2 protein-coding genes (1 of these 2 only partly in view) are annotated in these 26364 nt (G+C 54.6%); both read left to right on the top strand.

The features are described from left to right. A complete protein-coding gene (locus BCU07_RS22825; protein ID WP_102428386.1) occupies positions 1–15420 on the top strand; it encodes a hybrid non-ribosomal peptide synthetase/type I polyketide synthase in 15420 nt (5139 codons plus the stop codon). After that, positions 15417–26364, top strand: the 5' portion of a protein-coding gene (locus BCU07_RS22830) for a non-ribosomal peptide synthetase (RefSeq protein WP_102428385.1). 4214 nt of this gene lie beyond the right edge of the window; the window shows 10948 of its 15162 coding nt (coding positions 1–10948); it begins with the start codon at positions 15417–15419; its stop codon lies beyond the right edge, outside the window. The genes BCU07_RS22825 and BCU07_RS22830 overlap by 4 nt, the downstream gene beginning before the upstream one ends.

Here is a 26364-nt window from a genome sequence, read left to right on the forward strand (position 1 = left end):
ATGAACAGCAGCTCTCAAAGCAAAACGCTTTTGCAACACCTGGAACTCAACGCCGCTCAAAAACCGCAAGAGACGGCTTTTATTTTTCTGGAAGGCAAAGCACTGACGGAAGCCAAGATCAGTCATCGCGAATTAGTCAATGACGCGAAACGTCTCGCCGCCACCTTAGTTGCCGAAGTGCCTCGAGGTGAGAGAGTGATGTTATTGTTCCCCCCTGGTTTGGAGTACATTCGTGCCTTAATGGCGTGTTTTTACGCGGGGGTCGTGGCCGTTCCGCTATTTCCGCCGAGGGTGCGTGAAAAAAACAGCCGCTTGGCCAATGTGTTGGCGGATTGTGATCCGCGTCTTGTCCTATCGTGCTTATCTGTCAAACCGGCGCTTGATCGCCTGTTATCCAAGCAACGAGCAGCATGCTTATTTGACGTGATGTACACCGATACTCTGCCACTGAATGCCCTTGGTGAAGCGGCGGTAGAGCAGGCGTTAGCTGACCGGTCGTGCCCATCGGCTGACGACGTCGCCTTCCTTCAGTACACTTCCGGCTCCACTGGCGACCCTAAAGGAGTGATGGTCACCCATGGGAATGTGATCGCCAACCTGCAAGCGTTGGAGTCAACGACGGGTTGTCACGAAGACGACATTTTTGTTAACTGGTTGCCTTTTTTTCATGATCTTGGATTGGTAAACACCATTTTCCTACCGATTTACTTGGGGACGCAGTCGGTGTTAATGGCGCCTGGCACGTTTGTGCAGTCGCCGGCGTGTTGGTTTGAGGCCATCAGTCGTTATCGAGGAACCGTTTGTGGAGCACCGAACTTTGCTTATGAGTTGTGCGTCCAGCGGATCAGTGACGCGCTGGAGGCCGATTTGTCGTCTTGGCGCTTGGCTTTTAACGCGGCGGAGCCGATTAAACTCGAGACCTTGGAGCAGTTCGCGCAAAAATTCGCCGGGTTGGGTTTTGATCGTCGTGCGATTTACCCAAGCTATGGTATGGCGGAAGCCACGGTGTTTCTCTGTGGTGGCGTGCCTCAACGTTTCCCTGGGACGCATTCCTTGCCGAGCAAGCGCAGCAAACTTGTCAGTTGTGGGGCCATCGCTGAGCACCATCAGCTGATCATTGTCAATCCTGACTCAAAACAGGTATTGGGCGAGGAACAGGAAGGTGAGATTTGGGTGCGAGGCCCGAGTATTGCGCGAGGTTACTGGGGAAGAGAAGCGGCGACGGCGGACGTCTTTCACGCGGTGCCATTGAATGGCGAACAACACTATTTGCGTACCGGGGATCTGGGCGTCTTATCTCAAGGACAGTTGTATGTCACGGGTCGGATCAAAGAGCTGATCATAGTGAATGGTCAAAACTATTACCCGAACGACTTGGAACATACGGCGCAGCGGGCTCATGACGATTTGGTGCTGGGTAAAGGGGCGGCGTTGAGTGTCAATGACAAGGGTGTCGAAAAGCTGGTGTTGGTGCAGGAGCTCAAGCGCACAGCGATTCGCCGAGCAAACGATCAGGCGATTTTTGACACGGTCAGTCAGGCCATCGGTGACGAACATCAATTGGCGTTGCACACGCTTATTCTCATTAAGCAGGGGTCGTTGCCGCTGACCTCGAGTGGCAAGATCCAGCGAGTGTCGGTGTCCGAGCAGTATTTGCGAAATGGCTTTGCTGAGGTGACGATTTTTGGTTGCCAGGCCGATGAGGTCGCGCCGATTGCCTTGGAGACGATGTCAGCCACCGAGCACCAGTTATGCCAGATGATCGAAACAGTGTGCAAGAGACGGGTCGTTTCGCTAGAGCAGAATTTCTACCAAATGGGACTGGACTCGCTGCAACAGTCAACACTGCTGTCTCAGATCAATCTTAAACACAACTTGCAGTTGAGCTTGGTCGAGGTGGCCGAAAACAATATGGTTTCGGCGCTCGCTCAGATCATCGACAAGGCGGGCACGTCGGCGGGGTTGGGGGCGTTACCTGTGGTGAGGAAATGTCCAACACGTGACGCGGGCCTTTCTCCGATGCAGACGCAACTTTACCGTCTGTGGAAAGCGGGGGTGGGTCATCATGCCTACACCGAAAGCAAAGTGTTCGCCTTGCCTTATCAGATCGAAAAGGACGCGTTACATGAGGCAATAATGGCCTTGATTGACAAACACGCATTACTTGCGGCACGGGTCGATGATCGGGAGCCGCCATTGTTGGTGTGCGATCAGGATGTGAACGCCCTTATTTCGTATCGTGATTTCGACAGTCAAGAGCAGGCAGAACAAGCCATAGCGAAAGAAAGAGTGCATGAGTTTGACCTAATCACTGGCCCGCTGTGTCGTATTACCTTCATCACAACACCAGAGCAGCTATTTTTCCAATTTACGTTGCACCACATGATCACCGATGGTTGGTCGATGGCGATTCTGATCGAGGACCTCAATGCCTTGTATCGTGCGCGTTCGTTGGTGGCCGATGACGCGCACCTAGGCGAGTCAGAGTTAGGGGGAGACCTTGGCGCTGAGTTTGACTACCAAGATTATGTCAGTTGGTTACAACGGGCCAGCCAGGATAACGGCATGGCCGAGCAAATTCGTTACTGGCAGACGCGTTTGGCGGATCTGCCCCTGGTGCATCAGTTACCTTTAGATCACGCCAGGCCGGCGACTCAGAGTTATGATGGGGTCAATTACTTTGGCGAACTGTCGCCGTTATTGAGCAGTAAAATCGATGCGTTTTGTCGCGATCAAGGCGTGACGCCGTCTGCTTTTATGCAAGCCGGCTTTGCGCTGCTATTGAGTTATCTAAGCGGTGAAACAGATATTGTAATGGGCACCATTAGCGCAGGGCGGCGACAAGCACAATGGCAGCGGATCGTGGGTCTGTTCACCAATACCTTGGTGTCTCGGATCACCGTGGATCCGACACAGACTTTTCTGCAGTTGCTGCGCGATCATCAGGCCAACAGTGTGCGCGATTTCGATCATCAAGAATTGCCTTTTGAGGCGGTGCTCAAGGCGTTAAAGCCCGCTCGCAGCCCGGCGTATCATCCGTTGTTTCAGGTTTGGTTCGTCATGCAAAATGTCGAACAGGCGTCCCTTGATCTGGATGGTCCCGCTCCCTTGATAGAGTCCCAGTCGCTTGCAACGGCTGCCAAGTACGAGCTGGCGTTGTACATCACGCCAAAAGCAGGAAAACACAAGCAATACACGTGTCAGTGGCAGGCCAATACCGCGCTGTTTAGTGGCGAAACACTGGCGTACTTTGCGCTTCAGTATGTGTCGTTACTTGAGGCGTGCTTGGACGCCCCGCAGCAACAGTGCTCGGACTACCCGATATTGCAAGTCAAACACCGGTTTTCAAACCGCCTGGGATCGCAACCATTAACCCCCGCTCATGAACGTCAAGGTTTACTGACGAGATGGGACGACATGGTCGCACAGTATGGGGAAGCGTTGGCGGTAACCGACGGTGAGTTCGCCCTGACGTATCGTGAGTTGGCGCAGCGCAGTGAGGCCTTAGCGGGGCAGATCTTGTCGCAGAGCCGCGGTCAGCAAGTGGGTTTGTTGTTGGGCCAACAGGTGTCAATGGCGGTGGCCATATTGGCGGCGCTCAAAGCGGGCAAAACCTACGTCCCACTGGATCCCCAATTACCGCTCCCGCGTTTGCACGACATTTGCGAGGATGCACAAATCAGTATGCTGCTGTGTCATGAGGAGTTGCAGTCGGTGGCTGATGAGCTGGTGACGCTGAACCCGGTGCCGGTGTTGACTGTGACTGAGAGTACGGGTGGGGAGGTTGAGTCACAACTTGCGCGCGTTGAGCGCCCGGCCGATTCCGTCACATACATTTTGTATACATCAGGTTCTACCGGTAAGCCAAAGGGGGTATACCAGTCGGATGCCAATGTGGGCTACTTTGCTCAGCGCTACAGTGAGAGTGTGGCCATCGGCCCTAGGCAGCAGGTACTGCAGTTAGCGTCGTTCAGTTTCGATGCCTCAGTGATGGACTTCTATGGCGCGCTGTTGAGCGGGGCCACTTTGCATATCAAAGACATCAAACGCACTTCGTTGAGCGATCTTCAACGCTACATGAAGGAGGCGCACATTTCGCTCTTTCATGCCACTCCGACGGTATTCAAATACCTGTTCCGCGAGTTTGAGAGTCACGCTGAGCTGCAAGCGGTGGTCTTGGGCGGAGAAGCGGTGGATGCTGACACGCTGAATATTTTCCAACGCAGCTGCAAAGCGCACTGCTTATTGATTAATGGCTATGGGCCGACAGAGTCGACCTTGGTCGCGCAGCGCGCCATACCACACGACGCGAACTTGGTCGATGTCGAGCGTGCTGGCCGTTTGGCGAATATTGGCCAGACGGTACCAGGGACGGATCTGATCTTACGCAATGAAATCGGTAAGACGTGTCGCGTTTACGAGGTTGGCGAAATTCATGTTGTGAGTCCACATGTGGCGTTGGGCTATTGGAACGATCCGGCGCTCACACACGCCAAATTTACCGATCTGGGGGATGGGACCAGGCAATACGCGACGGGCGATTTGGCCCGCTATTTACCGGATGGTAGCGTGGAATATTTGGCGCGCAAAGACAGTCAAATCAAGCTTAACGGTATTCGCATTGAGCTGTCAGACATTAAATATCATTTGTCGCGATTACCGGGTGTACAGCAGACCGCTGTGCAACTCAAAGCCTTGCCAGGCTTAGGGTGGCGCTTGGTGGCTTATGTGCAAATGGCGGGCGAGGAGCACGGTGCGACGCACGCTCAGGTTCAGAAATGGAAAGCGCAGCTGGCGGCGGCGTTACCCGATTACATGGTGCCGTCGTTTTTCGTGCCATTGGCGGATTTTCCTCGAACGGCCACAGGCAAGGTGGATCACGCACGTTTGCCGCTGCCTGAATCAACGGCAGAAGACGTACTGCCGTTCACTGAGGGTGGGGAAGCGGTCGATAACGTGATCCAGCCGATCCAATCTGTCTGGCAGGCACTGTTGAATCAAGTCCCGGTCAATCTGCAGGATAACTTTTTTGATTTAGGGGGCAACTCGCTGCTGATGATGCAACTACAACAGGCATTGAACACGCAGTTTGGGGTTGATATCAAGTTGACGGAGTTGTTTGCGTTACCCACGATCAGTGCCCAGGCTCAACGTGTGCGTACCTTATTGGGGCAAGCGGAGTTGGAGAGCGTGTTGGATGAGGCTCGCGAAACGACGAGGCATGGCCGCGTGCCCTCTGGTGGTCGCGATATCGCCATCATCGGAATGTCGGGTCAGTTCCCTGGCGCATCGGATGTGGAGGAGTACTGGCAGAACATTCGTGATGAGGTGGAGTCGATACGCCACTTTGATCAAGCTACGCTGCGAGAGGCGGGCATTGACGAGGCGATGCTGAACCATCCGGATCATGTTGCGTCTGGCGCCCCTTTGGCAGCGTTAGAGCAGTTTGACGCGGGCTACTTCGCGATGTCGCCTAAAGAGGCGAGCCTGACCTGTCCACAGCAACGTTTGCTGTTGGAAAATGCGGTGAGCGCACTGGAACATGGCGGTTACGGTGATTTTGACCAATCCCAGGATGTTGGGGTCTTTGTCGGCACTGGCCACAGTATGTATATGCTGGAGAACTTGTTACCGCAGACGGAGCTGGTCGCCTCTCTTGGGCCTATGACCGTGCTCAACGCGAATTCTCGAGCGGCTATGCGCATTTCGTACAAGCTCAATTTGTCGGGCCCGTCGGTGAATGTCGATACCGCGTGTTCGACTTCGGCGGTTGCCGTGGCTCAGGCGTGTGACAGTTTGGTCAACCACCAGTGCCAAATGGCGCTGGCAGGCGGAGCCTCGGTGACGGCGTTGTCGCCAACGGGATACATTTACGAAACCGGTGGCATCAAATCACAGGATGGTCATTGCCGAGTGTTTGATCAAGCGGCTACGGGCACGGTGTTTGGTAGCGGCAGTGGATTACTGCTATTGAAACGGTTGGAAGATGCCGTGAGCGACGGTGATCTGATCCATGCGGTGATCAAAGGTTGGGCTGTGAACAATGATGGCAATGACAAGATGGGGTATACGGCGCCGTCTGCCGCAGGACAGACAAAGGTCATACGCCAGGCGCTCGCGAATGCGGGGGTGTCGAGTCGCGACATCGGTTACGTTGAAACGCATGGTACGGGCACCAAGATGGGCGATCCGATTGAGATTGCGGCGTTGTCTGATGCGTTTGCATCCCCAGGGGATGAGGGTCAACGCTGTGCGCTAGGTGCGGTGAAAGCGAATATTGGTCACCTGGACGCGGCGGCGGGTGTGGTGGGGATTATTAAAACCGTGCAAGCGCTGAAGCATCGAACCTTGCCGGGTAATCTGCATGTCAATCAGTTGAATGCCAACATAAATTTAGCGGGTGGACCGTTTCGTATTCATTCTGGCACACAACCTTGGGTGTCTGAGAGCCCGCGAACGGCGGGGGTCAGTTCGTTTGGCATTGGCGGCACCAATGCGCACCTGATCTTACAAGAGGCGCCGGCCCAACAACCCCAGCCTACGCCCGTGGCGCCACACTTATTCCCGGTTTCGGGTAAATCGGAATCGGCTTTGAAGGCGAACTTAGGGCATTTACAGGCGTATTTGGCTGACCACCCAGAGGTGGATCTGCAGGCGGTGGCTTGGACATTGCAGCATGGACGTCAACAGCAGGCCTGGCGCCAAGTGGTGGTTGGCCATGAAACGGCGGAGCTACAACGTCAGTTATTGACGGCGGCCAAGGCGGGGACCGCGCCAGTTTCTGGATCCGCGAATGTTGTGTTTATGTTTGCCGGACAAGGCACGCAAACGTGGGATATGGGCCGAGATCTGTACGACAGCCATCCGGTGTTTGCTGACGCGATTCGCGAGTGTGCGGCTATTTTCCAGCAGAAGATGCAATTGGACGTCATTGAGTTGTTGTTCCCGAGCCAGCCTTATGCGCAAGATCCATCGCGGTTTGAGCGTCGCTTTGCTGATACGGCGAACGCGCAACCGGCGCTGTTCGTCATCGAATACGCGCTTGCTCAGCTTTGGCTGGAGGCGGGCCTTCAGCCGAGCGCGATGCTCGGTCATAGTTTGGGTGAATACGTCGCGGCCTGCCTCAGTGGCGTGATGTCGCTGGAAGACGCTTGTTATTTGGTGGCGGTTCGCAGTCAGTTGATGGCGCAAAGTCCGGATGGTGCCATGGTGGCGGTGATCGCCACGCAAGAAGTGGTGGCCTCACTGTGTGGGCACTTTGAGGTGTCGGTTGCGGTGGTCAATGGACCGACACGATTTGTCCTGGCCGGGACCATTGCGGCCGTGGAGGCTCTGCAAGCTCACCTGAATGAACGTGCGATTAACTGCTTGCGCCTCAATGTGGGTAAAGCGTTCCACTCACCCTTGATGGAGGCGGTGTTACCTGCGTTTGCTGATGCGTTTTCAGAGGTGAGTTTGCACGAGCCTCGCGTGCCGTTGGTGTCGAATGTGACGGGGGTGTTTGTTGAGCCTGGTCAAGTGACTCAGCGTCAATACTGGTGTGATCACTTGCGCCAACCCGTGGCGTTTTCTGCCGGCATCGCGCATTTGCTGGCGCATTACGCTGACGCTTGTGGGCCAACGATCTTTATTGAAATCGGTCCGGGTGGCGCTTTGGGGGCCTTAGTCAAAGGGCGACGTCATGCCGATGGGCAGCCAGCGATCGAGGTCGTGGCTTCACTGCCTGATCTTACCCAAGGTGACGGGCAGGGTAGCGAGCAGGACTACCTGTTACGCAGCCTGGGCGCGGTGTGGCGCCGAGGGGGATCGGTGCGCTGGCCGACGCCGGCGGATCAAGGGCGAAGACTGGCCTTACCGACGTATGCGTTTCAGAAACAGCGTCATTGGATAGAGGCGCCAAAACAGGCACAAAAAGCGGCGACATCGTTCCGAACACAGCCCTACTACGCGCAACAATGGCGCAAGGCTGACTGTGCCGAGCAGGCCCCAGAGAGGGGCGCTGACGCCAGTCATTGGCTGATCTTCTCTGATGGTGCGGGTTTTGGTGCAGTGCTCGCGCATCTATTGGAAGAGCGCGGCGCGTCGGTGGTGTGCGTAGAGCAAGGGATCGCGTTCAGTCAGAATGGCGCTTATCAGTTTACCGTCAAAGCGGGCGCGAGCGACGATATCGACCGTGTGCTGAGTACATTGAAGCGTCAGAACTGGTTCCCAGATCACCTGGCGTATATGTGGCCATTGGATCAGCAAGCCGCGAGCGACTGTTCATCTCAGCTTGAATGGTGTGAACCGGAACAGCATGCATTGATGGACATTTATCAGGCGATCACCCGCCTTGGGCGCGCCCAGTTGGTGGATTGTTATCTGCTGACGCATCGGGGCGCTATCGCCAGTGATGCGGCGTTGGGGCATGGGTCGCAGGTAGCGCTGTCGGCGCTGTGTCAGGTCATCGCACAAGAGGATCCGTTGTTCCAGATCCACCAGATTGATCTGGACCAGCCGAGTTTGGATGACGTGGCGATGTCGCTGTTACTCGACGATCTGTACGCAAAAGAAAAGCCGCCTCGTGTGGCGTATCGTGACGGCGTCAGAATGGTCCCTGAGCTTGTGCGTTTACCGACGGACACGAGGCCCTTCTCTTTGAGTTCGGGTACCTATGTGATCACCGGTGGACTGGGTCGAATTGGTTTGAGTTTGGCGGCGCAACTGGCGATGGCGTGTCCTTGTCATCTGGTGCTGTTAACGCGTCAGGATTTTCCCGAGAAAGCCACTTGGTCGGCGTGGAGGCAAGCCACGGATCTGTCAGATGAAATGAAAGTAACGTTGCGTCAGTTGCAAGCTCTCGAGCGAGAAGGGGTGACGGTGTCCGTATTGCAATCGGATGTGACGGATTTGGCGCAACTGCGGGGCACACTCGACGCGGTGACACAAGAATTTGGTGCGATCAAAGGCATCATCCACTGTGCGGGGCAGGTTGAGGGCTTAAGCCAATCTGCGACCCAGATCACGGCGGCCGATTTGGCGGCGCAGGCTTTACCTAAAATGGTGGGCGCGCGCAACCTTCAAACGGTTTGCCAAGATGTGCACGTGGAGTTTGTGGTGCTTATGTCGTCGATTTCCACGGTGTTGGGAGGATTGGGTTACAGTGCCTATGCGGCGGCGAATGCGTGGATGGACAGCTTGGCCTTTAGTGAGCGCCATAACGAGGTGACGCGTTGGCGCACCATCAACTGGGACACTTGGCTGTTTGACTCTTCTCAAGGGGTTCAGCATGGCAACGGAATACCAGGCATGGATCCGAGCGAGGGTTTGGCGGTCATTGAAGCGGCGCTGAATCAGTCCGAGCCGCAGCTGATTTACGCGGCCGGTGACGTTGAGGCGAGACTGGCAAAATGGGTACATCGTCAGAGCGCACGAGAAGCGCAAAGCGTGGGAACGGTCGCCGCGTCAAGTACTGAGGCGTCGTCATTGCCGCGGGCTCATGAAGCATCCTTGCGAGACATTTGGCATGAGTTGTTGGGGGTAGAGCACATTGGTCCTGAGGATACGTTTTTTGATTTGGGTGGGGATTCCCTCTTAGCGACCCGTTTGGTGAGCTTGATCCGCCAGCGTTGTGGTGTGGAAGTGTCAATCGAGCAAATCTATCAATCCGCGGACTTTGCCGGATTGGCGACCTTGTTGGAGGCCGGCTCAGATCATGTGATGCTACCGGCCATTGCCGCGGTGCCAAGAGACGGCCAGTTGCCGCTCTCATTTGCTCAGCAACGCCTTTGGTTCATTGATCAGTTGGCTGCGGAGCAGTCTCATTATGTGATCCCGAGTGATTTTGAGCTCAACGGAGAGGTCGACGTTGAGAAATTGCACCAGGTGTTCAGCGCAATTATCGCGCGTCATGAAGTGTTGAGGACGCATTTTAGCCAACACGAGCAAAGCGTCACTCAGCATATCTGCAAGGATTTCGAGCTGCCGTTTACGCTGCATGATCTCTCGGACCGCAGTGGTGCTGAACAAGAAGCCATCGTGGCTCAGCTGTTTGACGAAGAGGCCTCGACACCATTTGATTTGATGCGTGACATTTTGTTTAGAGCGACGTTGATCAAATTGGCCAGCGATCGTCATCGGTTACTCATTACGATGCACCATATTGCGTCGGATGGTTGGTCACGACAGATCTTCATCGAGGAATTTACCCAGTTGTATCTGTCGTCGTCAGTTGACGCCGCCCAGTTGCCAGCGTTGCCTATCCAGTATGCCGATTACGCGCACTGGCAACGTGACACCTTGGCGCACCCGGTGATGGTGGGACAGCTGGAGTATTGGCGCAAGCTATTGGCTGAGGCACCGGCTTTACACAGTTTCCCGTTGGACAGAGAAAGACCGGAAAAGCAAAGCGTTGAAGGGCATATTCTCCACTTTGATGTGCCAGCAGACATCGTCACGCCACTGAGACAGGCATGTGAGCAGCACAAGGTGACCTTGTTTGCCTATCTGCAAACGGTGTTTGCCATCTTGATCTCGCGCTACAGTCACAATCGCGATGTGGTGATGGGGACGGCCGTCTCCGGGCGCAGCCATGCTGAGCTGTCGGATCTGATCGGCTTTTTCGTCAACACTTTGGTCCTGCGCAGTGACTTTACGGGCGCGTTAAGTTTTGCGCAAGCCCTGTCCGAGAACAACGACATGATTGCGGCCGCGTTCTCCAATCAGCACGTGCCGTTTGATCAAGTGGTGGAGGACCTAAATCCGGAGCGAAGTGTGGCGTATAACGCGCTGTTCCAGATCATGTTCTCGATGCAGACCGCGCCGAAAAGCGGTGCGGACTTAGGGGATCTCGAGGTGATTGCGCGGGACATCAATAACACGCAAGCCAAGTTTGATATAGAGCTGGACGTCACAGACTTGGAGGACGTGTTACGGTTGCGTTGGCGTTACAGTACGGCGCTGTTTGACGAGGCCACGATGACACGCGTCGCCAAGAACTTCTTGACGCTTTTGGTCTCGAGTCTCGAGCAGCCTAACACTGACATTATGGCGTTGCCGATGGTGAGCCGTGCGGAGTTGGCTCGGATCGAGGATGAGTGGAACAATGTCGGCGCAGAGTATCCGTTGGAGCTCAGTGTCAATGCGTTGTTTGAAGCCCAGGCACAAAGGGTGCCGGAGCAGACAGCAGTGATCTATGACGGAGAGGAGTTGAGCTATCGTGAACTAGACGCTAGAGCCAACCAACTGGCCCAGTATTTATTGGCGCAGGGCGTGCGTAGCAATCAACTGGTGGGGATTTACATGGAACGTTCCATCGACATGCTGGTGGCGATGTTTGGGATCCTCAAGGCGGGAGCCGGGTATTTGCCATTGGATGTGACGTACCCCTTAGCGCGTTTGCAGTACATGCTGAGTGACTCCGGTACATCGTTGCTCCTGACGCAGATGAAGCATCAGGCCATGCTCAAGGACGTTGAGGTTGAGGTGATCACCCAAGATGCACCAGAGACGGTAGGTGTGCTTGCGCAGATGCACACCTGTCAACCGCAATTACCGGTACTGTTACCGACGCATGAACGTTTGGCGTATGTGATCTATACCTCTGGCTCAACCGGGATGCCTAAAGGGGTAAAAGTCCATCATCGCAGTGTGACTAACTTTCTGTGCTTCAGTAAGCAGCACTTTATGCTGCCACACATTGATGGTGCAGTGGTGAGTTCTCCGTTGACGTTTGATGCAACGGTGGGCTCGATTTTGGTGCCATTGGTGGCGGGCGGCTACGTCGAGCTGTTGCCTGAAAATGACATGATTTTAGAGGTCTTGGCCGACTATCTACTGGATGATGACGAAGCCCTGTTATTTAAGATCACCCCGGCGCACTTGGAGGCGTTATCGGGTCAAGGGATCCTGCGAGATAACCCTGAGGCTCAGCACGTGGTTGTGGTGGCGGGTGAAGCGTTGCGTGAAAACGTGATCCAGCCATGGCGAAAAGCGCAGCCCAACACCCTCTTTATCAATGAGTACGGGCCAACAGAAGCGACCGTGGGCAGCACGATCTTCAAGTTCCCGACGAACAGTTTAGAGAAAACATGGGGCTTCACGGTGCCGATTGGTGCTCCGATTGAAAACAGTCGCTTGTATGTGATGAACGAGCATTTGGTCCAGCAACCGATTGGCGTTGTGGGTGAACTCTACATTGCGGGGGAAGGCTTGGCGGCCGGTTATCTCAACCGTGATGAGCTCAACGCTGAACGTTTTGTGTCATTGACATTGGCGAGTGGTCAGGCTGTACGAGCCTATCGAACGGGCGATCTGGTGCGTTGGAACGACACCGGTAATCTGGAATTTTTTGGTCGTACGGATCATCAGGTCAAACTCAGAGGGTTCCGGGTGGAGCTGGATGAGATCCAGAGTAAGTTGCTCACCAGTGAACGCATCCAGGCTTGTTTGGTCACCGATTATCAAGCGCCGGATGACAGCAAAAAGTTGGCGGCGTATATCGCCCTCGATAAGGCGCAGTTTAGACAGATCTCGGCAGCAAAAGGTGAAGAAATTGTCGACAGTTGGCAAGAAGTTCACGACGAGTTCTACGACAAGGACGATCACAATCTGGGCGTTGAAGCCAACTTCAGTGGTTGGAATAGCAGCTATACCGGTGAGCCGATCGTGGTTGAGCAGATGCTGGAATGGTTGGATCTCACCATGTCGAGGATCTTAGCGCTGGCGCCTCAAAATCTGTTGGAAATCGGCAGTGGGGGTGGTTTGTTGTTGTATCGCTATGCGGACAAGTGTGACACTGTCACAGCGCTCGATATTTCGCATCAAGCGATTGCGATGATGCAGAAGAACTTGGACGACAAACAATGGGATCATGTTGCTTTGTATCACGATGATGCCACCGGGATCGCGCGTTTTTCAGCCGGTCAGTTTGACACGATCGTCTTGAACTCTGTTGTGCAGTATTTCCCGAATGAAGACTACCTGACTCAGTTATTGGAGCAAGCGGTCAGCAAATTGGAAGACGGTGGTCACGTCTTTATTGGTGACGTGCGCAACTTGGATTTGTTTGAGCCGCACCTCGCTACGGTCGAGGCGTACCGCTTAGGCAGCTCTGAGTGTCAAGTGAGCACCTTTGCACAGCGGATTCAGCGTGCCAGATTGCAAGAGCATGAGCTGTTGATCAGTCCCGCTTACTTCAAGCAGCTTGGTGACAAATTGGCGCGCGTTAGCGACGTGGACATCCAAGTGAAACTCGCTGACGGCGACAATGAGTTAATGCGTTATCGCTATGACGTGGTGATCCGAGTGGGTGGATCCGCTCAACACCGATCCGTTACCCAATGGCATCAGTGGGAGGACTCGCACGACTTAGCGCAGCGTTTCTTGAACGATAACACGGGACTGTTTGGGCTTCATTCCGTACCTCACGGGCGGGTCGAAGGGGCGGTGGATTTGGTGAGAGAGCTGAAACACTGGCCTGGAAGCAAAAAACTGGACAGCCGTGTCTTGCAGGACTACATCCGCTGTGATGCGTCACTGATGCGTGACATTGAGACCAAGGCAAACGCGGCGGGTTATCAGGTGGCCGCGACTTGGTCCCAAACGCATGCCCAACATTTGGATTTTGTGTTCTGGCAAGGGGAGTCTCCGGTGATCCAAGCTCAGGCGGAGTATCGTCAGACTCACTTCACCAACTTGACCAATATCAGCAAACTCAGCGTGGGGCTATCAACGGAGCTCAATCAATACTTAGCGGAGTACCTACCTGAGTTCATGTTGCCCGACATTTACGTGTTTATGGAGCAATTCCCGTTGACACCGAACGGTAAAGTCGATCGTAAGGCGTTACCGACACCGGACGAGACGGACTTGCTTAAGGAGCAATACCAAGCGCCAGAGACACGCATTCAGACACAAATCTGTCAACTGTGGGAAGAGCTGCTGCAGGTGAGTGAGATTGGGATCAACGACAACTTTTTCTCGTTGGGAGGGGATTCCGTGACCTCCATTCAGATGGTGTCCAAAGCGAAAACGCTGGGTTTGCCACTGAAGGTGAGGGACCTATTTGAACATCAAACGGTGGTGGCGTTGGCGCAAAAAGTGGAGCAAAACCTTGGAGATGAGGCTGATGAGGCATCGTCGCTAGACTGGGTCAACCAAGTCCTGCATGCCCAAGGTGTGGCCACGTTGACAGGGGAGACACAAATCACGCTGACGGCCTTGCCGGAGGCGAGTTCGGTGTCAGAGGTTGAAGCCCGGCTTGCACAGCTGGTGGAGCAGCAGCCCCTGCTTGCCGCGACCTACCAGAAGGCATCAGAGTCGCTTAGCGTCTTGCTGCCGTCTACCGATCAACCGGCTGTTGCGCGAATGTTCTCTCATGTCGAGTTGGCGGCGTTGCCGGAGGCTAAGGACTTGGCGCGACGGATGACAGAACGCACCGCGGGCCAGGATCAGTCGTTATTTCGACTGGTGTTCCTCAGTATCGCATTCGGGGGCGATTATTTGCTGACGGTTAGCCATCGTCATTTTATGAATGTGGCCGCACTTCAGCAGTGGCTGGCGAGACTCACGCAACCCCTGGCGATAGGTGCGGATGCCCTGTCCGCAGATAGGGTCAAACGAGAGCCGCCGATGCATCAGTTAAGCCGAGTCGGACGAGCCGTGAAGATGCACATTCCTGAAGGGGGGAGTCACCGCACAGTGAAGGCTCAGCAGGACACCGTTGGCTGTTTAGCGATGCGGATGTCGACAGAGCAAACGGCGCTGCTGCTGGGGGAAGCCAATGACGCCTACCAGACTCATGCCTCGGAGCTGTTGATGGCCGCGGTTCATCAGGCGTTGTGCCAACTCCCTGAGGGCCAGGCTTGGCAATTGAACGTTAATCGCAACGTTTTGACGTTAAACATCGATCAGCCAGCGCCGGATAGTGAGCTATTTCGCTTACCTGTGGTGACCCGTTTCAACGACTCGACCGGATCTGAAGTGTCGACGACAGAGCCAGGCGCGTTGATCAAGCGGGTGAAAGAGAGGAACCGTCAACAGATGGCGCAGGGCTATCAACTGTTGTCAGAGGTGACACCGGCTCTGCAGGCCTGGCAAGTCAACTTCCATTATGTCAACCACATGACGGTCGGTGATGATCTAGCGGTGGGCATGGCTTCGCCGCTCTTGGCCGAGGTGGAGGCTGCGCTGGGTGAAGAACGGGATCGCCACCTTATTGACATTGAGTATTGGACCGAACAACAGCAACTGTCCCTGCGGATACACGCTTCAGAGCAGGCTCTGGCGGGGGCAGCCATGACCGAGTTTTCAACCTTATTACCGCAATCATTGGCCGCAATATTAGCGCACTGTCAGTTAGTGAACTCAGTGAAGCTAAAGGCAATGTTAGAAAAGAACAACCCACCAGGTGTGGACGAAGGAGAGACGCTTTACCTATGAGTATTTTTGAGCTTGTAAGTCGTATTCGCTTAACAGGACTGGAGTTGGCACTGGAGGCTGGGCAGCTGAAGGTCACCAAACGTGAAGGTGCCGTGTTAGACGAGGGGATGATTGACGAGATAAAAGCGCATCGCGATCACATCATCGAATTCTTGTCGGCTGAGCAGTCTCTGGCGCAGGAAATGGCGCAAGGAGGGGGAACGTTATCGGCTTCTGATCACGAGTTTAGTGAGCTGAGTGATGGCGATCTTGCCCGCCTTCAGCAGGCGCATCCGAATGCGGTGGCGGTTTATCAGGCGACCGCGATGCAGGAAGGGATGGTGTTTCACGGCATGTTTGAGGAGACGCGTTCAACGTATCTGACTCACATGGGCTGTTATCTTGAGGGGGACGTCTGCCCGCAAGCATTCGAGGAAAGTTGGGCGACCTTGGTGGCGCGTCACGACATGTTCCGTACTTGTTTTTTTGAGTCGGAAATGGGCAAACTGCACCAGGTGGTGTTGGCTGAGGCGGAGCTGAGCGTCACATTCGAGGATTGCTCTCAAGCGGATGACGCTCAGAAAGCGGCGCAGATAGACCGATTGCAGCATCAGCCATTGTCGGATTTACAGGGGGCTCCGCTGATGGCGTTAACGCTGCTGAAGCTGGCCGAGGGACACTACTATTTCCACTGGTGTTATCACCATCTGTTGATGGATGGATGGTGTCAACCGGTGTTGCTGTCCGAGGTGATGCAGTGTTATCAGGCCAAAGTGAAGGGTCAACCGGTAACGCTCAATGCGGTGCGACCGTATAAAGACTACATTCGCTGGCTAAACGATCAAACGCCGGGTGAAGCGCAAGCTTTCTGGGAGACATATCTGGCGGGGGTGAGCAGTCCAACGCAAATGGCGATTGATAAATTGCCGATGGTGGCCGGCGCGGTGGCCGAGGTACGCGACCACATCACCATCCCTCCAGAGTTGATGACGCCGTTACGAGCCCTGGCTCGACGCTGTCATACCACCGTCAGTGTGGTGTTTCAGGCCGCCTGGTTAGTGTTGCTGTCTCGTTATTCTGGAGAGCAGGATATCGTGACCGGCACGACGATTTCTGGGCGCCCGGCGGATTTGCCGGGGGCGGAGACCATGATTGGCCTGTTTATTAATACGATTCCCTTACGAGTGACAGTGGATGATGAGGCGGATCTGAGTCACCTGTTACAAAACGTGCATCAGAGCGTGATAAGCAGAGACGAGCACAGTTATCTGCCCCTGACGCATATCCAGGCACAGTGTGATGTGCCGAACAACATGCCTTTATTTGACCACTTATTGGTGATAGACAACTATGATCTGCGAGGGGCAGTCACGGGCGAAGGGGAAGAATTCGCGGGGATCCGAGTGGGGGACAGTCTGACCCAAAATGCCACTCATTATCCGTTGACGATGCACATTACCCTGGCCAATGTTGCGAAGATCACGGCCGACTATCATACTGATAAGATCCCGGGTACGGCGATTGAGCGCCTGTTGGAACAGTTCCATTGTCTGCTTGAGGACATGGCGGCTTGCGATGTGCCGCGTAAAGTCGGCGATCTGACGTGGCTACCTTGCCGTCAACAGCGACAGTTGGACGCGTTTTGCGACGTTGAGGACGAGAAGGTGATGCCCGTGGCAGCGTGGGTTGACCAGCAAGCCTTGTGTCAGGGTGACAAAGTGGCGGTGGTCGCGGGTGAGCAAGCGTTGAGTTATCGCGAACTGCACACCAAGGTTACGGCGCTGGCGAGCCATTTGAAAACGCAAGGTGTATCGGTAGGCACAAAGGTAGTGGTGTATCTGGAGCGAGATACCGATCTGCTGGTGGCGTTGTTAGCGGTGTTGAGAGTCGGGGCGACGTATGTGCCTGTTGATCCGGGGTACCCCACTCAGCGCAACAATGACATTTTGACAGACAGTGGTGCCACTTTCATCCTCTCTCATCAAGGGTGTTTGGACGGTCTTCAACGTCAGCAGCAATCGGTGATTTTACTGGATGACGCGAGCGTTTGGCAGCCGAGTTCGGACGCCGATCTGGATTTCTATCCGGTTGAGGAGACCACGGCGGCCTACATCATTTATACCTCGGGTTCGACGGGGCAGCCCAAAGGTGTGGTGATCAGTCATGGTGCGTTAAGCCAGGCGTTGAGCGCGTTCCAGCACAGTTTTGCCTTTACCCAAGACGATGTCTTACCGTGTTTGGCTTCTCAATCGTTTGACATTTCCCTCGTTGAAATGCTGTTGCCTCTGATCTCTGGGGGCCAAGTACTGTTATTGACCAAAGCGCAAGTGACGGATCCCGATCGCTTGGTGGCGGCGACGCAAGGCGCGACCGTTTTGCATGCTGTGCCGAGTTTGATGCGACTTTGGTTAAATCACCTGCAAGAGACGCATCAGTTAGGGGCTTACCCTCAATTGCGTACTCTGTTGGTGGGCGGAGAGGCGGTGCCACCGGAGCTGGTCTCTGATCTGGGTCAAGCCTTACCAGAATGCCAGTTGATTCAATTGTATGGCCCGACAGAAAACACGGTATTGAGCAGCTATAAAAAGGTGCATTGGGATGAGCAACCGATCCCGTTTGATTTAGGCTGTCGTTTCTCTCATGTGGCGATGCAGGTGCGTGATACGGCGGGACGCGAGTGTCCGGTTGGCGTGCCAGGCGAGCTCTATCTGGGCGGTTCCGCTTTGGCGCAGGGTTATCTCAACCAGTCGGCGACAACGGCTGATAAATTTGTCACCGTGGCGGATCAGCGTTGGTATCGCAGTGGCGATTTGGTTCGCTGGGTCGACAGTGGGGAGTCGCAGGTGACACTGCAGTTTTTAGGTCGTATTGATAACCAGGTCAAGATCCGCGGTTTTCGTGTTGAGCCGGGGGAAGTCGCTCAGCAAATCAAGGCGCTTGGATCCGTTGAAGACGCGGTTGTGGTGGCGATGGAAGATGACGCACGAGGGACGCAGCTGGTGGCTTATGTGTGTGTTCAAGCAGAGGACACTGGCCGCGTGATTGAGGCGCTTCCTCAGGCATTGCAGGCACGGTTACCTGACTACATGGTGCCGGCGGTGTTCGTGCCTTTGTTGGCGATGCCACTGTTGCCAAATGGCAAGTTAGATCGTAATGGCTTACCGGCCATCACGGCTGAGGATTACCGCACGCACGCCTATCAGGCACCGCAGACTGAGCGGGAAAAACAGTTGGCGCAAGTGTGGGAACAACTGCTGTATCTGGACAAAGTCGGGGTCCACGACAATTTCTTTGCGTTAGGGGGGCATTCGTTGATTGCCACGAAAATGTCGGGGTTATTGAGGCATCAGTTCAACATTGAACTGCCGGTTGCGGCGGTGTTTACGCATCCCACGATCGCGTTGCTGTGTGGCTATTTATCGGCAGCTTCTGGTACGACTAGCCCTGCCACGATAGAAAAACGCGGCGATCATGGCCTGGCACTGGCGTCATTTTCACAGCAGCGTCTTTGGATGGCCACGACGCTCAAACGCGCCTCCGGTGAATACAACATGGCGGGCAGCTTGAGCCTGACGGGGGAGGTTGATCCCCAAGCGGTTCAGGCGGCTCTGGACGCGATCGTCGAGCGCCACGAAGTGCTGCGTACTGGCTTTATCGAGCGGGAGGGAGAGTTATACCAGCGGATCGTTAGTGAGGTCGATAGCCCGTACCGCTGGGTGGATCTGTCCGCCTTGTCTCAAGAGGCGCAAGCGGTTGAACTCGAACAATTGATTGCCAAAGATGCTGAGCAGGGGTTTGATTTGGCCCAGGGGCCGTTGCTGAGAATGACGTTGGTGAAGTTGGCGGATCAGCCATGCCACACGTCGTCCTATCGTGCCTTGTTTAACATTCATCACATTGCTTGTGATGCTTGGTCTATGGATATCCTGATCCGCGAGTTTGTCACTTTGTATCGTCAATTGACGAGCGGCCAGGCGACCGCTTTACCGGAGCTTGCCATTCAGTACGCCGATTATGCTCACTGGCAAAGACAACAGTTGGCCCAAGAGGAGGGAGTGAAGGCAGGTTTGGCTTTTTGGCAACACGCCCTTAAGGATGTGCCGACGTTGCATGAGTTGCCATTGGATTTTGTGCGACCGGCGGTGCAAGGGTTTGAAGGCCGTATCCACCAACTGAGGGTGGAAGGCGACCTATTGCAGCGTTTGAAAACGTTTTGTCGTCGCCACTCGACCACACCATACATGGTGTTGCAGTCGGTATATGCGGTGCTGATGGCTCGACTCAGTCGCCAAGAGACGGTGGTGATTGGGTCGCCTATCTCGGGACGTGGTCAGCAAGAAACCGAAGCGTTGATTGGTTTTTTCGTTAATTCGATGGCGATCCCATCCAAAGTGTGTGGTGAGCAGAGCTTTGACGCGTTTCTGAAGCAAAATCAACGCACGATTGAATCGGCGTTGGATCAGCAACACATTCCATTTGACTTAGTAGTGGAACACCTCAACCCGCAGCGAAGTCAAAGTCACCATCCCGTGTTCCAATTGCTGTTTGCGTATCAACCGGCCAGCGCGAAAATTCCGGATTTTCCGGCGCTTGAATTTGGCGACTACGTGCCTTCTCAGGCCAAATCCCGTTTGGATTTGGAGTTGTATGTGAACGATTTGGGTGAGGCACTGAGTTTCAATTGGCATTACAGCCGCGAATTGTTCGCGCCTCAGACAATCGTCAGTTGGGCCGATAGTCTGTTGGTGTTGTTGGAGGCGGCGTTGTCTTGTCCTCATGCGAGTCTCGCCTCCCTCAGTCTGCAGTCTGACGCGCAAGCGCAGTGGATGACAGAGTGGAATGCTGCGTCTTGGGCGCCGGTCAGTGAGTCCAGTTTTCTTGAGTTGTTCCGCGCCCAGTGCGCGAAAACCCCTTATATGACAGCGGTGGTGCATGGGAGCACGTCGCTGAGCTACCGTGAACTGGATGAGAAATCGACGCAGTTGGCGCAGTATCTGGCGCAGTGCGGGGTGGCGTCTGAGCAGAAGATCCCTGTCTGCTTATCACGAAATGAATGGTTACACATTGCGCTGATTGGGGTGCAGAAAGCGGGAGCGGCCTTTGTACCGATAGATCCCCAATTGCCGGATGCTCGATTGGCGTATATTGCCTCTGATTGTGCGGCAGACCTGATCTTGACCGAGCAGTCTCTGTGTGACCGATTTGAGGCGTTCGACTACGCTGGGCAGGTGATTGCTGTCGACGCACCTGAGGTTCAGGCTCGTTGTGCTGAGCAGACGAAAGATGGCCAGCGAGTCTTTGCCAGTCGCGGTTTGGACTCATTGGCCTACATCATTTATACCTCGGGCTCGACCGGCCAACCTAAAGGGGTCTTGATAGAGCAACAAGGTTGGGTGACGTATTTAAGCACGGCAGCGCAACAGTATATCAATGCAGAGCCTGAGGCGCCGCTTGCGGGCAGTGTTGTGTGCACCTCAATTTCCTTTGACGCGACATTGACGACGTTGTTTGCGCCGTTGCTCACGGGGGGATTTGTTGAGTTGATGCCGGATAACCGCAACAGTTTATCGCTGCTTGCGGACTCCGTGATGGACAGTGAAGAGCGGTTACTCTTTAAGCTGACCCCGACGCACATGGACGCGTTGCTGCACACGGAATTATTGGCGCCGGATGACGAGGTGGCACATACCTTAGTCATTGGAGGGGAGCAGTTGAGCGAAAGGTTGCTGCTGCAATGGCTCGATCTGTATCCGAATATGCAGTTCTGCAATGAATATGGACCGACCGAAGCGGTGGTGGGTTGTAGTGTGTTCGCGACGACGAAAGCGCATTACCAGCCAGGGCAAGCGTCGGGCGCTGTGCCGATTGGTCGCGCCTTTTCGGGAAATCAGCTCCGCATCCTGGCACCGGGCGGTAAAAGCGTTCCGTTTGGTGCCATTGGCGAGTTGTATGTATCGGGGACACCGCTGGCGCGAGGGTATCACAATCAAGCTGAGTTGACCGACAACGCGTTTGTTCGGGTGAACGAATCGCGTATGTATAAAACCGGTGATCTGGTGAGAATGCAAATGAATGCCAAGGGTGAGCCCACGGAGCTGGTGTTTATGGGGCGCGCGGATGAGCAATTTAAGCTGCGTGGCTATCGCATTGAACCAGGGGAAATCGAAAGTGCCCTGACCGATCTGGACGGCATCACGCAAGCCTGTGTGGTGAAACGAAGCGAGGCAGACAGCCATGATGAGTTGGTGGCGTATTTGGTGGGCGACCGTCCGGAGGTGAGAGGTCACACGTCGAGTGAACTGTACAAACGATACAATGCGCCGTTGGCGGACAGATTGCCGGCCTATATGTTGCCATCGCGTTATGTGATGGTGGCGGCATTGCCACTGACGGCCAATGGTAAGCTCGATCGTCGGGCGTTGCTGCAAATGGATATCGATGAGGGTCAGTTATTGCCGTTGAGCCAACCGCGTACCCAAACCGAAGAGGTGATGCTGGGATTGTGGCAAGACGTGCTGCAGACTTCGGAGATTGGGCGCCAGGACGATTTCTTCGCCTTGGGCGGTCATTCCCTGTTGGCGACCCAATTGGTGAGTCGGATCAGGGACGTCTTTTCAGTGGAGCTTTCGCTTGGCGTTTTGTTTGACCATTCCACTTTGGTGGCATTGTGTGAGCAAATTGAATCTCTCAGCCCTGGGGCTCAATTGCCGGACATCAGCGTGGCGCCGGCGGCTCAGTACCCACTGTCGTACTCTCAGCAACGACTGTGGTTTGTGCAGCAAATGGACAAACAATCCCATCACTACAACATGCCGGGGAAATTTGAGCTGGCGGGATCCTTTGATGACACCGCATTCGAGTATGCGCTTAACACGATTTTGCAGCGTCATACTGTGCTGCGCAGTGTGTTCTGCCAGCAGGGGGATGCGGTTTTCCAGCGGGTTGTTGCTGACTATCGCTTGCCATTGCAGGTGACCGATTTGAGCCATCTTGACGCGGCGGAGCAGCAACAGCGGATCGCGGCACTTGAAACCCATGACATGCAGCAGCCGTTTGCGCTGGATCAGGAGATCCCTTGTCGTTTCCATCTAATCAAACTCAGCGCTCCTGCGAGCGTCAAGCCAAAGCATGTGGTGTTGTTTAGCTTGCACCACATCGCGGCGGATGGCTGGTCTTTGGCGGTGATGGTGAATGAGTTCAAGGCGTGTTACGAAGCGAAACGAGCCAAGATCTCAGCGTCACTGCCGACGTTGCCCGTGCAATATGGTGATTTTGCGTGTTGGCAAAAGCACTGGTTGTCGGGCGAAGTCTTGGCGTCGCAATTGCAATACTGGCGACAGCGTTTGGCGGGGGCGCCGCAGTTGCATGACTTGGCGACGGACAAACCAAGGCCAGCGAAGCAGACGTTCGCGGGGGCCCGCTACGAAACGGCCTTATCGTCGGATTGTCAGAAGCGCATCAGTGCGTTTTGCCGCCAGCATCACTTGACCTTGTTTACGTTCTTGCAGACGGCGTTTTCTGTGTTGATCAGTCGCCAAAGCGGGAGTCAAGATATCGTGATGGGCTCGCCGATTTCCGGTCGAGTTCACAGCAAGGTGGAAGCCCTGATTGGTTTTTTTGTCAACACGTTAGTGATCCGTACTCAGTTGGATGATGAGCAAACCTTCTTGGAATTAGCCGCGTGCAACAGACGTAATGTATTGGAAGCGTTCAACCACCAACATGTTCCTTTTGAGCTGATAGTCGAAGCGGTCAATCCGGAGCGCAGCTTGAGTCATGCGCCGTTGGTTCAAATCACTTTTGCTTTGCAAAACAACGACAAAGCCGAAATACGCCTTTCCGATGCGCAGGTAAGCAAGGGGCCGATCGCCGATCGTCATGCTGACACGAATGCGCGTGTTGATCTTGAACTGCACATCTATGAGGAAGAAGACGGCCTGCGTTGTGATTGGATCTACAACAAAGCGTTGTTCTATCCGGCGACGATTGAGCGGATGGCAGACAACTTCTCAGTGCTACTGGATGGCATTTTGAGTGCCCCGCAGACGCAGTTGGCGCGATTGCCTGTCGTGAATGCCGCGGATCAAACGTTATTGCTTGAAACGCTCAACGCGACTCAGGCGGCGTTTCCACAACACCGACTCTTGCACCAGTACCCGCAGACTGCGCGCGAGGCCGACCAGCGCATTGCGGTGAGATGTGGTGACGTTTCATTGAGCTATGCGGAGTTGCATCAGCAGTCTGAGCGCTTGGCGCGCCGATTACGTTGCTACCACGATGAGCCGGGTCATTTTATTGCGGTGTGTTTGCCAAGATCGGTCGAGATGATTGTGGCGATGCTTGCGGTGTTAAAGTCTGGCGCTGCGTATTTGCCGATCGATCCGCGTTACCCTCATGCCCGGATTGAATACATGCTGCAAGACAGCCAGGCATCGGTAGTGATTTCCAATCACGACTTGGCTCAGACGTTCAAATTCGAGGGTTGTCATACCCTATGTGTGGACAGTCATGAACAAGGGGGGGAGGATGAGCCGTCAGCTCTGATCAACGAGCCCACACCGGATCAGCCCGCCTATGGTATTTATACCTCAGGCTCGACAGGCCGCCCGAAAGGCACGGTGGTGAGTCATTCAAATGCGTCGAACTTGGTGAACTGGTACAGCCGTCGCTATGGGTTTTGCTCCGATGACAATACGCTCATCATTAGCGCGATAGGCTTCGATTTAACGCAGAAAAACATCTGGGCTACGTTGGCGACGGGGGGCACTGTGGTGCTACCCGATATGCATTTGTTTGATGTAGATCTGGTGGTGAAGACCATCGCGTCTCAAGCCGTGACGTCTTTAAACTGCACCCCGTCGGTGTTTTATACCCTGGTGCAAGACACAGATAGCTGGGCGCAGTTACAGAGTCTTAAGTACGTCTTCTTAGGTGGTGAGTCGGTGGCGAAAGAGATGCTCGAACCTTGGCTCAAGAGCGGATGTTGTCAGGCTAAAGTGATCAATATGTATGGGCCAACAGAGTGCAGTGACATCACGGTCGACTACCAGAACACGGGCGAGGAGACCGGGGTGATCCCGATTGGGGCGCCGATTGATAACGTGACGGTGTACGTTCTTGATGACGCGGGGCAGTTGGTGCCTGTCGGGACGCCTGGAGAGCTCCACATTGGTGGGGCTGGCGTCACAGAAGGGTACTTGCATCAACCTGCGTTGACGGCAGAGAAGTTCATCTCAGATCCCTTCCGGGCAGATGGGAAAGCGACACTGTATAAAACGGGGGATGTCGTTCGTTGGCAAACGGCGCCAAATGGCGACGTCCGTTACCTAGAGTTTTTAAATCGACGGGATCATCAAATCAAAATTCGTGGCCACCGCGTTGAGTTAAGCGAAGTGGAAACGCGCATCCGAAACCACCACGATGTAGTCGCGTGTCGGGTGCAATATGACGCACAGCTTGAACAAATTTGGGCGTGGGTGAGTCCGACGGAGCAGGCGTTTGAACGTGCTTGCGATGATCTTGCCCAACAAAACATCCAGGATTGGTCGCGCGTGTTCGATGAAACCTACGAAGCCAGTAACGGATCGTCTGAGGCTCATCAAAGCGAATTAGCGGGTTGGGTGAGCAGCTACACCGGGGAGATGATCCCAGAGCAAGAAATGCAAGACTGGGTTGATGATACTGTCGAGCAAATCTTAGCGCTTAAGCCGCGGAAATTGTTGGAAGTGGGCGTGGGCACGGGATTGCTGTTCCACCGTTATGTGGAGGCTTGTGACGCGGTCTTTGCTACGGATATTTCCGCAGCGGCTTTGGCGGGCATTGAAGCCAGCGTGAAGGACAACCATTACGATCACGTGACCTTGTGTCACGGGACTGTTGAGACGTTGGATCTGCCGGCAGATTGTCAGTTCGATACCATCGTGATCAACTCAGTCATTCAGTATTTCCCGAACCTGAAGTACTTGCATAACACCATTCAACGTCTACTGCCATGGTTGACCGATGACGGCCAGATATTTATTGGTGATATTCGTCATTTTGCTTTATTGGATGCGCACAACGCCGCCTCGATTGTGGGCACCACTGAGCGGACGGCCAACTTGTCGGTGCAGCAGGTACGTGAACAGTTGAATCAATTGCGCTACAAGGATGAAGAACTGCTGGTCAGCCCGGGGTATTTTCAGCACCTGGTGGCTGAGACAGAGGGGCTCGAACAGGCGGACATCAGTGTGAAAACTGGCGCGGGCAACAATGAAATGCTGCGCTACCGCTATGATGTGGTGTTGCATAAAGCGGCGTCGACGGAGGCGGCACCACCACTGCGTGAGTGGTATGACTGGCAGGATCTGACTCAGTTTGAGTGTTTACTGCAGACTGGTGAGCATGCGAGTTGGGGTGTTTGCGGTGTGCCTAATGTCAGGATCCTTGACGATCTGACGTTATTGCAGCACGTCAAATCGGCCGGGGATCAGGTTTTGGTTAACGATTTGAGGTTGACGGCGTCGACGTCACCGGCCGCAGATTTACCGCGCTTAAAAGCCCTTGCCCATCGTTATGGTTATCAATTAAGTGCCACGTGGTCTAGCCGTGACTTGCACAGTTTGGATCTGGTGTTGTATCGCGAGGTGAAGCCTCCTGTTGCGGGTCGTGGGCACTATGAGTACCAGCGCTTCGCCAACTACCCGAAAATTGCGCACGTGGCGGAAGGCTTGGAAACAAAACTGGTCGCGGAGCTGAGCACTCATTTACCGGACTTTATGTTACCGGCAGGTTATGTGTTTATAGACAGTCTGCCCACAACGCCCAATGGCAAAGTCGACGTGAAGGCGTTACCGAAAGTGGCGCATCAGACGTTGTCCTTGAGCCGCTACGTCGCGCCTGTGACTGAGCTGCAAGCGCGCTTATGCGATCTTTGGCAGCAAGTGCTGCGAGTACCGAGTGTGGGGGTGAACGACAACTTCTTTC

Source organism: Vibrio sp. 10N.261.54.E10, from assembly GCF_002877735.2.
Taxonomy (GTDB): Bacteria; Pseudomonadota; Gammaproteobacteria; order Enterobacterales; family Vibrionaceae; genus Vibrio; species Vibrio crassostreae_C.